Annotated in this window: 13 protein-coding genes and 1 tRNA gene; 9 read left to right on the forward strand and 5 right to left on the reverse strand. The window is 42.1% G+C overall.

Annotated features, from left to right (window positions below):
* On the reverse strand, positions 1 to 1730 hold a 1730-nt coding region (locus tag QW087_05860), incomplete at its 3' end, for an SdrD B-like domain-containing protein (protein MEM2944245.1).
* Between the two features lie 702 nt (positions 1731 to 2432).
* Between QW087_05860 and QW087_05865 the strand changes: the two genes are divergently transcribed.
* From QW087_05865 to QW087_05880, 4 genes are all read left to right on the forward strand, one after another.
* Positions 2433 to 3296: a zinc ribbon domain-containing protein gene (locus QW087_05865; protein ID MEM2944246.1), complete on the forward strand. Its 864-nt coding sequence runs from the start codon at positions 2433 to 2435 to the stop codon at positions 3294 to 3296.
* A 260-nt stretch (positions 3297 to 3556) separates the two neighbouring features.
* Positions 3557 to 4330 (forward strand): isopentenyl phosphate kinase, encoded by a 774-nt coding sequence (locus QW087_05870; protein ID MEM2944247.1) that lies wholly within the window; start codon positions 3557 to 3559, stop codon positions 4328 to 4330.
* A gap of 4 nt (positions 4331 to 4334) precedes the next feature.
* Entirely contained in the window at positions 4335 to 5393 is a 1059-nt protein-coding gene (fni, locus tag QW087_05875) for a type 2 isopentenyl-diphosphate Delta-isomerase (GenBank protein MEM2944248.1), read from the forward strand.
* 4 nt (positions 5394 to 5397) lie between these two features.
* Positions 5398 to 6393: a polyprenyl synthetase family protein gene (locus QW087_05880; GenBank protein ID MEM2944249.1), complete on the forward strand. Its 996-nt coding sequence runs from the start codon at positions 5398 to 5400 to the stop codon at positions 6391 to 6393.
* Positions 6394 to 6424: 31 nt separating this feature from the next.
* Here QW087_05880 and radB read toward each other — a convergent pair whose 3' ends face one another.
* Together radB and QW087_05890 are read right to left on the reverse strand one after the other, a co-directional pair.
* Positions 6425 to 7093: a DNA repair and recombination protein RadB gene (radB, locus tag QW087_05885; GenBank protein MEM2944250.1), complete on the reverse strand. Its 669-nt coding sequence runs from the start codon at positions 7091 to 7093 to the stop codon at positions 6425 to 6427.
* A 273-nt stretch (positions 7094 to 7366) separates the two neighbouring features.
* Entirely contained in the window at positions 7367 to 8647 is a 1281-nt protein-coding gene (locus tag QW087_05890; GenBank protein ID MEM2944251.1) for an MFS transporter, read from the reverse strand.
* 119 nt (positions 8648 to 8766) lie between these two features.
* Between QW087_05890 and QW087_05895 the strand changes: the two genes are divergently transcribed.
* The 4 genes from QW087_05895 (at position 8767) to QW087_05910 (ending at position 12842) form a co-directional block, all read left to right on the forward strand.
* Positions 8767 to 10587 (forward strand): ATP-dependent DNA helicase, encoded by a 1821-nt coding sequence (locus QW087_05895; GenBank protein MEM2944252.1) that lies wholly within the window; start codon positions 8767 to 8769, stop codon positions 10585 to 10587.
* 97 nt (positions 10588 to 10684) lie between these two features.
* Entirely contained in the window at positions 10685 to 11302 is a 618-nt protein-coding gene (locus QW087_05900; protein ID MEM2944253.1) for a KEOPS complex kinase/ATPase Bud32, read from the forward strand.
* Positions 11303 to 11872 (forward strand): XTP/dITP diphosphatase, encoded by a 570-nt coding sequence (locus tag QW087_05905; GenBank protein ID MEM2944254.1) that lies wholly within the window; start codon positions 11303 to 11305, stop codon positions 11870 to 11872.
* 4 nt (positions 11873 to 11876) lie between these two features.
* Positions 11877 to 12842, forward strand: coding sequence for an NAD-dependent epimerase/dehydratase family protein (locus QW087_05910; GenBank protein ID MEM2944255.1), 966 nt, complete (start codon positions 11877 to 11879; stop codon positions 12840 to 12842).
* Positions 12843 to 12922: 80 nt separating this feature from the next.
* Here QW087_05910 and QW087_05915 read toward each other — a convergent pair whose 3' ends face one another.
* Positions 12923 to 14056 (reverse strand): transglutaminase-like domain-containing protein, encoded by a 1134-nt coding sequence (locus QW087_05915; GenBank protein ID MEM2944256.1) that lies wholly within the window; start codon positions 14054 to 14056, stop codon positions 12923 to 12925.
* A gap of 164 nt (positions 14057 to 14220) precedes the next feature.
* On the opposite strand from QW087_05915, the gene QW087_05920 reads away from it, so the two are divergent.
* Positions 14221 to 14295 (forward strand) — tRNA-Pro (locus QW087_05920).
* 339 nt (positions 14296 to 14634) lie between these two features.
* On the opposite strand, the gene QW087_05925 is transcribed toward QW087_05920, so the two are convergent.
* The gene (locus QW087_05925) at positions 14635 to 15015 is read right to left on the reverse strand and encodes an MscL family protein (protein MEM2944257.1); all 381 of its coding nucleotides are present in this window, start codon (positions 15013 to 15015) and stop codon (positions 14635 to 14637) included.
* Between the last annotated feature and the right edge of the window lie 294 nt (positions 15016 to 15309).

A 15309-nucleotide genomic window follows, 5' to 3' on the forward strand; every position in this document is an offset into this window, starting at 1 on the left:
GCAGGCAGGACTTCCTTGACGGTGTATGTGCCCAGCTTGAGATTCTCGAAGCACACCCAACCCGTCTCGTTCGTCACAGCCCACGCGATCTTCACCCCTCCCTGCCAGAGTTCGATCGTTACATTAGCAACTGGTCCGATTCCCTGTTCAATTTTCTGCACGCAGATCTTGCCGTACATAGTGTTTGCAAAATTGACATCCGTTACGTGCACGCCCGCCTGTACTGTCACGAAGAGGGCAGTGGGTCTTGTGTTATACCATCCCGCTTTCAGAACTTCTTTGACCGTGTAATTCCCGGCCTGAACTGGATCGAAGATATAGTATCCATTTGAATTGGTAATTGTGCTCGCAATTGGTACTGCTCCTCCGCTGGCATACAATTCAATTGTCCAGTTAGCCAGGCCAGGTTCTCCTAGATCCCAATTTCCGTCTCCATCAATATCATGGAACTTATATCCTGAAATCTTTCCAGCACCACTGTTAAAGAAATCAATGTAGATAATTTCTCCCTTTTTCAAGGCGAAATTGTTATATTCTCCAGCCGGAACATTAGGTGTCCCCAAACCGTTGGAAACTATACCTAGGCAGCTGTACTGCGGCTTGATATGTTCATGAACTGAATATGTACCCTGCACCAGACCACTAAATGCGAAGTATCCTTGACTAAAGGGTATGGTCACGAATTTTCCATTCTTATCAATAGTTGTGTAGCTTCCATTACCAGTTAGAACTGGCCCTAATGAAATCGGTATTCCGGGCAGTCCGTATCCAAGATCAATCGTGCCAGTAAGCGTGATCTCCCAATTGTTTGTGAGCATCCATGTGGATGGTACGGGACTTCCTGGAGAAGGTATTGATCCGCTTCCAGTATACTTATGACCCTCAATACGGCTCGTTGGATAGTTCGCTATTGGAATAGGTATAGTCTTTTCACCGATGCCAGGATAGTTCAGAGTAAAATGACGGGATGATCCCGTGGCGAATGCTGCACCATTCCATTTTGCAGTCCAGTCCTGAAATTCGCCACCATCTAGCTCGGTTGGAATTTCCGATTCTAATCCGTTTTGCCAAACAAGGCTGAGTGCCAGATGAGCTCTAAAGAACAAGATGATGTAATCGGAGTTTGTAGGCCATGTGTCATTGGTATACACAGTAAATTTCCTAGATTGTGAAGGTGCAGTTCCTGGTGAGTCGTCACCGCCGCTTAAAGGATCCATATAATTACGTATGTACCATCCAAAAACATTCGGGTTTGATCCTGAAATATAATTCACACCTTCAACAGGGATCGGTTTGCCCCAGGTTGTGCTCGGCGGTAGCTGCTGCCCGTCAGGAAGATAATCATTAGGAGAAACTGCAACTTGGAAGCCAGTATAAGATCCGTTGTAAGGTGTTATGGACGTGTCGAATCCATCCACATAGATTGCACCACTCGAAGGCTGATAGAAGTTGAAATCAATTTCGAATTCCGAACTGCCCCAAATTTTGCTTGATTTGGTAATTTTCAATTGATACGAAACGAAATCTCCTTCCGTGTAAGCCTTTCCAAGATCACCAGTTGTCCATTTGTTCTGCTCGAGATTGTAGCCAACAAATCGCTCCGAAGGTTCTGCTGCTACGACAGTATTTTCACTGACCATCGTAAACGCACCTGCAACCAACATTAGTAGTGCCAAGATTAGCCCCAGAAGTTTCCTGTTCCTATTTGTTGTAGTCTTGCTATTATTCATTTATCTTTTTCCCCCCTTTTGGTTCTCATTTGTGAAAACGACGATACAAAGGCTGTAGAATAGGCTTAGATTCGAATGTTCCTTTTTTTCATAACCCAGCTTCTTAAACTCTTCGTGTAATCACTTTATCATATGTTTTTAATTCGTCATTTTCACAAATGATATTTAGATTTTCAATTGCAATGAACCGTATTTAAATGTTGTTATCAAATGTAGCGATTTACCCATTACATTTGATAAAATAATATTATTTTACAATCAAAATATATAAATCTATAAATTTCTTTTTTTATTATTATTCATGAATGGAATCGAAATTCATCAACTAGACGAAGATTCCACATAACCGTTCAATTCCTAATATTTTCATTCAGTCTATTTGATAGTCAGTTGAGCAAGACAAATAATAAATTGGTTATAATCTCTATATACGAAGTAATTTCGTTGAAGAAACCATCAATTGGAAAAATGGAAGACTAAAGAATAGATTGGTAATAACAGAAACTTGCATAACATGCGAACTCGTCGTATTTCACAGTCTTTTTGGAGATGCTCGCAAAAGTTCTGAGGGTTAACCAATAAACGATTTATAATAAAACTGAAAATCGCAGAACGTTGGGCAAGCTTAAATTAGCAAGAAGTATTAAGTGAAACGACAAAGAATTAGGCAACAATCCAAAGATGGACAAAATGGTGCCTTAAATGGTTGAATCATCTGGCATGATTGTCATCGTCGTCGGCGCGGCGATTTTGGCATTTGTCATTTTCTTTGAGTTGAGGTATATGAGGTCAAGGAAAAGAGAAAAGATAGAAATGATACTACAGCGGGATGAAGCCTACAATGCGTTAATAACGACTAGTGCCGTTTCAAAAACTTTGAAAGAAAAGAATAAAGATACAAGCGAAGCGGATAGCCTTATTATCGAAGCGGAGAGAGCATATCAGAGGAAAGACTATCTCGTTTGTAAAGAATTGACCGAGCGGGCAAGAGAAGCTCTGAGAAGGGCGAAATCAAAGGATTTGGACGTATTCGAGGAAATTTCATCAAAACCGACTCCGCAAGAAGAAGAACAAATACCACCTTTTCAGGAAGTGAAAAAATTGCCAGTAAACTACATTGAGTCAAAATTCATGATTGAGAGTGCACAGATGGGTATCGAAGCTGCAGACCAGAGAGGCGTTGATACAACAGCCGCAAAAGATTATCTCGAAAGTGCAAGAAGATGCTTTGAAAGAACGGAGTACACGAATGCGTTGAAATTCGCTTATAAAGCAAAACGATGCGCTGAGGGGCAAGTGGTTGAACAGCAAGTTAAGGTGGCAGAACAGAGCGTAAAGGAGGAAATTGAGGCAAAAGATGAACCTCGGGCGAAAATTGAAATCGGGATGGTCGGTAATGAACAAAGATGCTCGAGTTGTGGGGACATTCTGCATCCAAATGATAATTTCTGTGGAAAATGTGGTGCAAAGGTTCGTAAGATTATTAGATGTCCCTCTTGTGCTTTAGAGGCAGAATCAACGGATAATTTCTGTAGGAAATGTGGGACTAGATTGAAAAGTACGTGATTTGACTTCTGAATTTCCCTCCGATCCGGAAACTTGTTCTTCGAATCCAAATTGAAAACTTTCGATCGTGCCCTCGATTTATGGAAAATGAACCGGATGGCTCGACGTCATCGCCTTAACTTGTGAAGAAGACTAGAGAATTCAAGAGATCATAGTCGGCAATCCGGTCAAAGACGCTATGAAGTCACTCAAACAGAATTGTTTAGGCTCTGTAGCCAAGAATCTTTTTATAGAGACCTTCAGATGCTTGAGTTGGTATAATGATACTAGTAAAATTCGGCGGTAGCGTGATAACGGATAAAATGAAATTGAGATATTTTAGAAGGAAGAACGTCAATCGACTTAGTCAGGAAATTGCAAATGCTGCAAAAAACATCATCCTGGTCCACGGAGCAGGCTCGTTTGGTCACATTGTTGCTCATGAATTCGAACTCCAAAGAGGATTAATTTCCGCGGAGCAATTGAAAGGTCTTGCTAAAGTCATGCTGGATGTGAGAGAATTAAATTATAAAGTCATGGAAGTTCTTGTTGAAAAAGGACTTAAACCGGTTTCCATTCCTCCAAGCACATCAGCGAGGCTTGATTCGGGAGAGTTGACATATCTCGATACAGATATTTTTGATAAATATCTTAAAATTGGATTCCTACCCGTGACTTTCGGCGACGCGTGTCTGGATTCGAGCAGGACTTTCGGAATATGTTCAGGAGATCAGTTGATGGAGAGATTGGCGATGTACTTCAAGCCCGAAATAGTTATCTTCTGCACGGATGTCGATGGTATTTATACTTCTGATCCATTCATGAATCCAAATGCGGAGTTGCTTGAAGAAATAGATCATTCTACGTTGGAGAAACTGCCTAAAACCTCAAGATACGTCGATGTAACTGGTAGCATGTATGGTAAGATAGAACGCATGGTACGAATTGCTTCTAGAGGATGCGAATGTTTGGTGATTAATGGCAATGTACCCGGAAGACTCGAATCTGCTCTTAAAGGAGAGCGTGTAAAAGGAACGAGAATCATTGGTGGATGAATCGATGTCAAGAATAGAAGATAGAAAGGCCGATCATATTGAAGTGTCGTTGGAAGAGGACGTAGGAAGCCAATACAACTATTGGGATGATATTAAATTAGTTCACAATGCCCTACCAGAAATCAATTTTGATGAAATAGATACCTCTATTGAATTCCTCGGACGCAAATTCTCATTCCCGTTGATAGTTACGGCAATCACTGGTGGATATTCAAAGGCCTCGAAAATCAATGAAAATATCGCTAAAGCTTGCGAAGAATTCCAAATAGGCATGGGCATTGGTAGCCAGCGGGCAGCACTGGAGAATGGAGATTACAGAAGCTATGCTGTCGTAAAGGATTACGATATTCCACTGAAGATCGGAAACCTAGGTGTTGCGCAGCTCATCAGACAAAAGAACAAAAATGCGCTGGCTTTGGACTCGATTAAACGTGCAATTGAAATGATAGATGCCGATGTGCTCTGCATCCATCTCAACTTTCTTCAAGAAGTTGTACAACCGGAGGGAGATACGAACGCAAAAGGATGTCTTGATGCAATTCGTGAGATCGCTCGAGAAGTGCCTATTATGATAAAAGAAACCGGGGCAGGTATCTCCAGAGGCGTCGCAAATCGATTAAAAGGTATCGGCATTAAGGCGATCGATGTCTCAGGAAGCGGAGGGACGAGTTTCTCCCTCGTTGAGAAATACAGAGCAGAAAGAGTAGGCGACGAAAAGGGAAAAATCTTGGGGGAAGCGTTTAAAGATTGGGGCATTCCATCGCCAGTATCGGTCATCGCTGCCAAGGTAGGTCTTCCACTCATTGCGAGTGGCGGAATCTTGAATGGTCTTCACATAGCAAAAAGCATCGCAATAGGTGCAAATTGTGCTGGCACAGCAAGATCGATTCTGCAGGCAGCGACCGAATCTGCAGATGCTGTCGTCAAGAAATTGAAAGTAATGCAGATGGAATTCAAAGCAACGATGTTCTTGACTGGTAGCGCAAGGGTTAATGAACTTTCAAGATCTCCACACGTCATCACGGGAATAACAAGAGAATGGCTAGAGCAAATGGGAGACTGATAAAATGGATATAGGCAAGGAAGTGAAGCCGATCATTGAAAAAATAGATAGAACTCTTATTTCTTACCTTCAGGAAGGAAAACCAGAGAAACTAATGAAGGCTGTACGGCACTACCCGGCCGCTGGTGGAAAGCGGTTAAGGCCACTAATCGCATACTTAGTCGCGGAAGCAGTTGGAAAGGCTGGGGATAGATCGCTACCGTTTGGATGTGCTCTTGAAATCATTCATAACTTCACACTCATACACGATGATATTATTGACCAGGATCCGGTAAGACGTGGGAGACCAGCAGTTCATGTACTTTTCGATATCCCCACTGCGATCATAGCCGGAGATGCAATGTTTGCCAGGGCTTTTGAGGTTATTGGAAAAACTCAAGTATGTGCTGGCGACCTTAACAGACTGTACGGGCTCACGGCCCGGACGGTATGGCTTATTGCAGAAGGGCAACAAATGGATTTTGATTTTGAGACAAGAAATGATGTGAGGCCAGAACAGTATTTGGAAATGATAGAGAGGAAAACCGCGGTCCTGTTTTCCTGCGCATCTGAAGGCGGCGCGATTATAGCCAGTGGTTCTGAATTCCAAGTTTCTGAAATGAAAGAGTATGGAAGAATGCTCGGCATTGCATTCCAGATTTGGGATGATGTTCTTGGCATTACGGGCGAGGAGGAGATATTAGGAAAGCCGATTGGGTCGGATATTCGAAACGGAAAGCGTACCCTCATTGTGCTTCATGCACTTGCAGAACTTGAGAAACTGGGAGATAATAAGAGAAGAGAATTTTTGCTTGCATCACTAGGCAATGAGAAACTTGATGGCGCTGGTATGGCTAATATAATCGCTTTGCTGGAGGAACTCGGAAGCATTGAGTTCGCAAAAAGAACAGCATTCTCATTTGCCGAGAGGGCAAAACATAGTTTGAAATGTCTTGATAAAAGCAGGGAAAGCGAGATCTTGTCGATACTCGTAGATTTTTCAGTTGGACGAAAGAGCTGATGATACATCAATAGCGAAAGAAATTTAGAAACTAACATGTCACGCCGCGATCTGTGAGCATAAACTCCGCGATCCTTCCTTCAGGAAGATGACGGTGTTTTACCAAGACTGCCCTGCGCCTTCCAGTTGAAATTTTTTCGAGCCGTATGATCACCTTTGCGTTATGATGAAGTGCATGACCACCGAGGGATTCAAAAGTGCCTTTTTCAACGTCCGTATAAACCTGAGAAGTGAGTAAGACGGGGATGTTCATTTTCCTCGCGACTCCAACGAGCTTAACAGTTTGACTTGCAATAGATCGCCTTTCCGATCGTTCTTCTTGTCTACTCGTAAGACGATAATACATTGTTGCGGAGTCGAGCACTATCAGGCCGATGTCAGCGTTTGCCTCGGCCATTTTCACAGCCTTATCGACCATTCTTTCTTGGTCGTCGAAGCTATGAACCTCTGTGAAAAGTGTATTTTTAATAACGGCATTGAAACTATCGCCAGCGATTTGACGAAGCCGGTCTAGAGATACACCTTCAGTGTCAATGTATGCGACCTTCCTCCCTGTCTTTACCACGTTGCACGTCGCGAGCAGACATAGGCTCGTCTTGCCTGTGCCAGCTTCCCCATAAATTAATGTGATGCAACCTGGTTCGATGCCGCCGTCAAGCATCGAATCAAGCGATTCGCATCCAAACGGAATTCTATCCACGCATCGAAAAGGTCTTCGAAAACAATAATCTTTCCCGTCGATAAAGTCGTCTATAGTCCAGATGAAACAATCATACACACTTTGGCTATACAAACAATGTTTCGAAATTTATACAACAAGGTGCAATCTTTACATCAAATATCAGGTCATTGTCAATCTAGTTCTTCTCGCAGTAAAGTCACAGTTCATAGGAAAATTACTTGCGGAACATTTGAAAGCCTTTTTTGATATTATGATTGCCGAGTGGAGCAGAGAAAACGAGATTATTAGGGGTCATTTCGAATGATTTTCCTTTTCCAGAAGCGCTCTCGGGAATGCCAGCAACAGAAGTGCACCTGTGATTTGGAATGCTGCCAAAAGAACCAGTCCAATGTCATAAGAGGAAGTAATAGCAACAGCAAAGCCAAGAATGATTGGCCCAAGTACGGCAGCACCGTTCGCAATGCCGTTCATAATTCCTGTTGCACTTCCAACAAGACACGTCGGTGCGACGCTCTGCAACAATGTGAAAGAGGTTGGTGCCATCACCCCCAGGAAAAAGAATATTCCTGCAGCAACAAGGATAATGAGATTCTCCGAGAACGTGAAAATCATAATGACTAATAAGATAGCATCGCATACAGCAAAAGCAAACGCAATCTCCACCCTTTTTCCCGTGTGATCACTAATCCAAGATCCAACATACATCCCGAAAATACCGCCTAGATAGGGCAGGGACGCAGCCCATATCAATTCCTCTACTGCCAAACCCTTCGCAACGATGAGATATGTAGGAAGCCATAGTGAAAGCCCCCACCAAGCCATGTTGATTGCGAGAAAGGCGATCGTAATTACAAATAACCCCCTGATCCTCAACGCGGACACAACATTCTCTTTTATTACGGCGAAAAGCCCACCCAGAGTTGTTTTCTGTCCGTCTTTAAAACAGCTTTTATCGGAAATATCTGGGATAAACAGCCATAAAGGAATTAACAGGATGAATCCTACAATTGCCACAAAATAGAACATAAATTGCCAGCTGGTTACGATTATTAAAGGAATGAAAATAATTGGCACTAGTAAATTCGAAAGGAACCCAGTGCTCAGATATAGCGCATTTATTCGAGCCCTGCCTGACAAAGGAAACCATGTAGAAACAATCTTACTTGCACTCGGAAAGAGCGGTCCTTGTGAGAGACCAAGTAGAAATCTTGCCAATATAAACGCGCCAACAACGGCTCCAAAGAGACCAGTCGCGAATGTTAAAATCGACCACGAAAACACAGCCAATGCCAAACTTTTTTTTGGCCCGATATGATCAATGAGTGGACTCATAAAAATATTTGAAATTCCGTAACCAACAAGGAAGATTCCTAGTAAAACTCCACCAAGTTCGCCAAGTTTTTCTGAATCCCAATGATATTCTTCGGCTACAAATGGCAGTGCAACTGATACATTTGCGCGGGCTATATATCCTACAAGCGTCGCCAAAAAGAGCATGAGTGAAATTGTTACCACGCGTTTTGTTCTGCGTCCGTCTCCTGCATCTTCCAGTCTGTCGATTGATGTATTCATCGAGAAGTCATTCCTCCTAGAAGCTAATCATGCTTTGGTCTTTCGGAAATCCGATGCTGCCAAGGATGCTTAACCTGTTAATATACATTTACTGATAAGTTTTTGGAATCATGCTCAGTTTGAACAACTGGGCGAATGACTTGATTGACCTAGCGAAAGATCATGTTACAGATCTTTTCCCATTTGAACAGCCAAGAAGAAGTCAAGATTTATTTCTTATGCATGCAAGAGAATGCGTCAAACACGGAATCCATCTGTTGGCAAATGCACCAACTGGGCTGGGGAAAACTGCTGTGTCTCTTGCAGCTGGACTTGAGCATGCGGTTAAAAATGGAGGACGGGTCTTTTTCCTTGTGGCAAAGCAATCGCAGCATACGGCGGTCATCGAAACTGCGAAGAGGATTCATGAGAAATACGCCATCAAAGTCGTAGATCTGATTTCCCGTAGAGACATGTGCTTGGCAACTGGCCCCAAGCATTTAGGATGTACTTCTAATTTGAAATGTTATTTTTCGAGGAAAATTCCAAGCGATCTCGTAGATTCCATCTTTCATTCGCCGTTGCACGTTCGAGAATTGATTAGATTTTCACTTTGCGAGGGGATATGCCCTTATCGCATGGCAATTAGCGCACTCCGCAAGGCAAATCTCATCGTTTGCGATTATAATCATTTCTTTGGAGCGCCTACTGAAAATTGCGCAAGTTGGTTAGGAGCGGATTGGGACAAAACCATTCTTGTAATAGATGAGGCACATAATTTGCCGAGGAGGATCGTTGAGAACTACTATTGCAAGATTTCAATGACCGATCTCCAGCGAATAATATCTGAGAAAAACTTAGGAAAATCCAGGCGGAAACTTGAAGAATTAAAGTTTCTCACGAGTAAAATCCTCCAAGAGAGCGAAGATGGCTACCCATTAGTAGGAAAGCTGCCTATAGATGATGTTTTGATCTATTTGGCCAACAATGAAGAAATCTTTGATGAAATAATGACGAGGCGTCGTGATGAGTTTAAAGAAAAGTGCAGCAGTGTATTGAAATTTGCTCATCTCTGGACCCAATACAGCAAGGATAGCATAAAATATGTTGAAAAAAGATCAAAAAGTCTCTGCATTAGACTTGTCGACCCCTCTACAATAGCTGCTCCAATTTTCAGTAAATTGCACTGTGCCATTCTGATGAGTGGTACTCTACATCCTCCTGAGATGTATGCGGATCTCCTTGGAATTGAAAGCAGATTTGCATGCAGAGAGTATGCTTCTCCCTTCCCTAAAGAAAACAGACTCATATGCGTACTACCAGAAGTTACATCTCTGTACAAGAAAAGGCGAAAATCCAATTATTCGAAAATTGCTGATTTGATAATTCAAATATCTGGAGTAATAGAGGGAAATGTGTCATGTTTCTTCCCCTCATATGAATTTCTCGAAAACGTGAAATCAGAGCTGAAGGACATAACAACCTCAAGGAGAATGCTTATTGAAAAATCAAGTTATGGAAAAAACGAAAGAGAGGCAATGATCTCTGCATTGAAAAGAGAGCATGATTACTTAATGCTTGCGACCATCAATGGATCTTTAGCCGAAGGTATTGATTTTAGCGATAATATTCTTTCTTGCGTCATTATTGTTGGTTTTCCGATTAAGCCGCCTTCACTCGAGACAAAGGAGATGAAAAAACGGTATGAATGGCGATTAGGAAAGGAGAGGGCTCACCTATATTTTGATATATATCCAGCGGTTTCGAGCGTGCTGCAGGCGGCTGGTCGAGCCATCAGGAGTGAAAAGGATAGAGCAGTAATTGTGTTGATGGATCATCGGTATCTTGATCACGAAATAAGGTGCGCATTTCCGAAAGATTTTGAAATGGGATACTACGCTGATCCTTTGCATGCTATTGCCAAATTCTACAGCCAAGAAAAACCACCATTGAATCATTAAAATTTAATTTAGTGAGTCACCTTCGCAATTGCAGATAGCAGAGCGATGACTTTTTTGTTTCAGAAAGATTATTTAGTCAAATGAAAGTTTTCGTTTTGTGCAAATCATCAGGAGAGGGGCCGAGGCTGAAATAAAAATTGGAGATTGGATGGGTCGCACTGCAATCATCAAAACAAGAATCCCAAAAAGCTACAGACATCCCGTGCTTGATCAGCATATTAGATCGACCCGCACGAAGAACGAAGCCAGACTTATGAAGGAGGCAAGAAAGTGCGGTATTCCTACACCAATAATCTACGATATAGACTTATTGAACTCGGAAATCGTCATGGAAAGAGTCGATGGAGAGAGGGTGAAGGATGTGCTCTCACGTGTTATTGACCAACATAAAATTGATGAAATCTGTAGAGAAATTGGCGGATTGGCTGCAAAGCTCCATAAAAATGGAATTGTACACGGCGACCTGACGACGTCAAACATGATTCTTAGAAATGGAAAGATATGGCTTATCGACTTTTCTTTGGGAGAAAGAAATGCGAGAATTGAGGAACTTGGTGTCGACCTTCATTTGCTTAAAGAGGCGTTCTTATCAGCGCACTCAGAAATCTTCGATAAGTTCGAGATAGTTTTAGATGCATACAGGCAGGACTTCGAGGGTGCCGATGAGGTGATTAACCGAATGATAGATATTGAAAAGAGGGGGCGCTATACCTAAATGAGGTTTTCTATCGTAACTTCAAATCAATGGAAAGTTGAAGAATTCAGAAATGCCATGGAACCGTTTGGTATAAAACTAGAAAAAAACAATTTGGACTGTGAAGAGATACAGGCAGATTCGCTTCAGGAAGTTGTGAAACACTGCCTTCTCGATTTGAAAGAAAGAGGTGTCAAGAATGCCCTCCTAGACGACTCGGGTCTTTTCATAAAACGATTGAACGGTTTTCCTGGTGTTTACTCATCGTATATTTACAAAACACTTGGGTGTAAGGGAATATTAAAACTGATGGAAGGCGAGAATGATCGAGAAGCGTATTTCGAATGCTGCATCGGATGTATTTTGAATGAGGAGGAAATTCTCATCAGCGAGAGAACCTACGGAAGGATAGAGTGCGAAATGAGAGGTACCAAGGGATTTGGATTCGATCCAATATTTGTACCCGACGGTGAGCGCAGAACATTCGCTGAGATGCCCATTGAGGAAAAGAATAAGATATCACACCGAGGCAAGGCAATCGCTTCATTGATAAAAACACTAATGGCTAAACACGTCGTTTCCGCCCGGTGATCAGATGATACTTCAGAATAAAAGAGTAGTTTTAACAGGTTGCGCTGGGTTCATTGGTAGTCATCTTGCTGAGAGACTCGTTGAGATGAATAACCACGTTATTGGAATCGACAACTTCAGTGCTGGAAAAATAGAATTCCTGCGATCCCTAGAACATAAAGATGTTTTTGAGCTAATCAGAGGAGACATTTTGGCACTTGAGCTCGAGGATATTATTAAGGATGCTGATGTGATCTTTCACTTTGCAGCGAATCCCGATGTCAGAAAGGGTGCTCAAGATACTCGTATAGACCTTGATCAAAATGTCCTTGCAACATATCGAGTCCTGGAAGCAGCTAGAAAGCTGGAAATCCCGAGATTCGTTTTTCCATCAACATCGACAGTTTACGGAGAGCCGAGCATCATTCCGACTTCAGAGAATTATGGGCCACTTCTTCCCATCTCGCTATACGGCGCATCGAAACTTGCTAGCGAAGCGATGATCGCAGCATACTGCCATATGTTCAGTATGGAAGCCGTGATATACCGATTTGCGAACGTTGTCGGTCCGAGGAGTACGCATAATGTCCTGCATGATTTTATATCGAAACTAAGAGAGACACCTAGACGATTGGAGATCCTCGGATCCCCACCAGGTACGAAAAAGTCATACATTCACGTCTCTGATTGCATAGATGCAATGATTATGGGAGCTGAGAGAACCTCAACAGATACTGAGATCTTCAACATTGGATCGGAAGATAGCATCACGGTGCAACAAATAGCAGACATCGTTGTTGACGAAATGGGCCTTAAAGGTGTCCAATATGTATGGACAGGGGGGGTCAAAGGGGGCAGGGGATGGGTAGGCGATGTAAAAGAAATGCTTCTCTCGATTGAGAAAATAAAGAAAATCGGATGGAGGCCGAAATTTAACAGTCGGGAGGCAGTAAGAAAGGCTGTGAGGGAGATGCTAGGTGAGTTGCGATGAAATCTCAAGAAATCCACTTAAAGATCCATTGATCTTAGCTTGAAAAAAAGTAAAAATTTCATCGCATGATTTTGATGTCATCATCGATCCTGTAGCGCGTCGATGCTTATCAGCCAGTTTGTTGATACAAACGTCCATAATTCATATTTTGTCAGTTCCGCCGCGTTCGAATTAGCCCTTATCGGGGATGCATTAGCCGGTAGACCGCCAGCATACATCGAACCTGCCGTATCTATGACTAACCAATAACCCATATAATGGATTATGTGCATAGTGACGTTCGTCCCGTAATATGACCACAGGGATTCCTCTACATTCGCAAGTTCAGATTGATACATTGATATGAAAACAGTGGTAAAGGCATGTCCCTCTATGAAATTGATACGTGCGTTGCCCCCTAACGCAGTTATTATTGATGCTAGCAGAATTGCTTGATCTTCGCAATCTCCCCTTTTTCTCATAAGTGTCTCTTCTGCGCTTTGCCAAATATCGGTTTCATTTTCCTTTTCATATTCAATATGATCTCGAACCCATTGAAAAGCCCGTGCTATTTGCAAAGTTGAATAATTACCAGGTTCAGCATTTTTTATTTCTTTTACGACATCGCTAACAGCGGTGCAATTCACCAATGATTTTACTCGATTGAAGTAACTCATGAGATTGCTTTTGATAAGATATTCTCGCTCAATTGCCAAAGGTTTAATAGCAACAGCCCTGTCCGCGCTTTCTACTTCACCATAATCGTACCATGCTGAGAAGGACGGATTTGAAACGCACAACTTCAGCACAATTGTGTACACGCCGACATCTCGATCAGATGGTGCGTAAAATTTGAGCAAGCCGATAGAGGCGTTTTCAGAGGGAAAAACGTATGCGCTCGTTGTTTTGAAATATTCTTCTGTGTAATTGACCCATTTCAAGCCATAGCCATAAACAAAGATCGCTGTCTGACCTTTGTTTCTTATCTCAAGAGACATAACCCCTCCATAGTATGCGTACACATCGCTGATTTCCCATCGTAACGAGTAAGTGTATACTTGCGGTTTGGAGGTGAGAGAGGATGGGAAGTCAATTGGTATCTCATTCTCCTGAACAATGCATGGCGCCTTTAGATCTGAGTCATTGAAGCCCTCAACAGCTGGATCAATCAAACAGCAAAAAACAAAAGATGCTAGTAGAACAATAGAAGCCGCGATAGCAAATGCCCTTCTCATCGATTATCTATCCTCATCCGAGATAAAGACCTCAGGAAAAATAAATCTGACCATCTGAAATCATTCATTAACTTAATGATTCGAGGCTCTGCTACATTTTTGTAATTCTCATAGCAACTGTAAGGAAATATTTATTTTAGACCGCCTCATTCCCTCAGCATAATGGGGCCGTGGGGTAGCTTGGTCCATCCTTCGGGCTTTGGGAGCCTGAGACCCCGATTCAAATTCGGGCGGCCCCATTTAGTCTCGAATGAATAATCGAGATCGCTGAGACGGTCAAGGTTTCCAATGCGACTTCCCGTTTATTATATGACAATTGCATGGCCGATTTATGCGCATTGATCCATTAATTGTCAATTTTCTTGAAAAGAAGGACTAAGAGAAAGTAAAGACCCCAATACACTCATTGAAGGATTGCCCCTAAAAATGGTTTTCCGGTAGATCATTCTCGATGAAGATTTAACGTAAATGAATATATGTGTTCCTCTTTTCTGAGGCCATCAGAATAAACAGAATATTGCGGGAAATGAATGCCAACAATCATGCCGATCGAGAAAAAAGAAAAGGGAAGAAATGGTTTACTCAATTTTCCACTTTGACGCCACTTTCACTATTAGGAAAATCACGAATGCCACTATCAAGAATGTGATCAGAGCAACGAGAAAGCTTCCGATCCCAAAGTATTGAGTGCCGACTTGGAATGTTAGCGTCGAAAGATTCTCTATACCAGGAAGCACAAGACCAATGAGCGGCATCAGAAGATCCTTAACCAGCGATTGAACCAATACACCAAGGTACAAACCCAAAATGAAGGCAACAGCAAGCCCGAGAACCTTATATTTTGATATAAAATCCTTGAATTCGGCCCGTAGACCCTTCGGAGGCGGCGGTGCAGGTTTCGGTTCAAGAATTTCCCTTATCTTCTTCAGCTCCTGAAGCATTGCGTCTTCCTTTTCCATGAGTTAGTAATTAGCATTAAATTTTATATAAATGCTTTCAGAGCTGGTTACACCATCCATCTGAATACGCTCATAATCGCTTGAATAAACTGGAAAGAAAGGAAGAACTCCATGGAAATTAATGCCGGAATTTACAAAAAATCTCCAGTTATGTTCTTCTTGATTAGATTCTTTGTTTACCTTCATTAAAATCTCAAATTGACCAGACTTATGAATTAAACAGCAATGAATTTGATCATATATAAGAAATAATAAATAAATTGGAGCTGGCTAAAATTTATAGATAGTGAATAA

Source organism: Methanomassiliicoccales archaeon, from assembly GCA_038850735.1.
GTDB lineage: Archaea > Thermoplasmatota > Thermoplasmata > Methanomassiliicoccales > JACIVX01 > JACIVX01.

What these genes read in the sequence shown, in the direction of transcription:
- QW087_05865 (MEM2944246.1), top strand. Translation starts at nt 2,433, where the DNA reads ATGGTTGAATCATCTGGCATGATTGTCATCGTCGTCGGCGCGGCGATT.
- QW087_05870 (MEM2944247.1), top strand. Translation starts at nt 3,557, where the DNA reads ATGATACTAGTAAAATTCGGCGGTAGCGTGATAACGGATAAAATGAAA.
- fni (MEM2944248.1), top strand. Translation starts at nt 4,335, where the DNA reads ATGTCAAGAATAGAAGATAGAAAGGCCGATCATATTGAAGTGTCGTTG.
- QW087_05880 (MEM2944249.1), top strand. Translation starts at nt 5,398, where the DNA reads ATGGATATAGGCAAGGAAGTGAAGCCGATCATTGAAAAAATAGATAGA.
- QW087_05890 (MEM2944251.1), bottom strand. Translation starts at nt 8,647, where the DNA reads ATGAATACATCAATCGACAGACTGGAAGATGCAGGAGACGGACGCAGA.
- QW087_05905 (MEM2944254.1), top strand. Translation starts at nt 11,303, where the DNA reads ATGAGGTTTTCTATCGTAACTTCAAATCAATGGAAAGTTGAAGAATTC.
- QW087_05910 (MEM2944255.1), top strand. Translation starts at nt 11,877, where the DNA reads ATGATACTTCAGAATAAAAGAGTAGTTTTAACAGGTTGCGCTGGGTTC.
- QW087_05915 (MEM2944256.1), bottom strand. Translation starts at nt 14,056, where the DNA reads ATGAGAAGGGCATTTGCTATCGCGGCTTCTATTGTTCTACTAGCATCT.
- QW087_05925 (MEM2944257.1), bottom strand. Translation starts at nt 15,015, where the DNA reads ATGGAAAAGGAAGACGCAATGCTTCAGGAGCTGAAGAAGATAAGGGAA.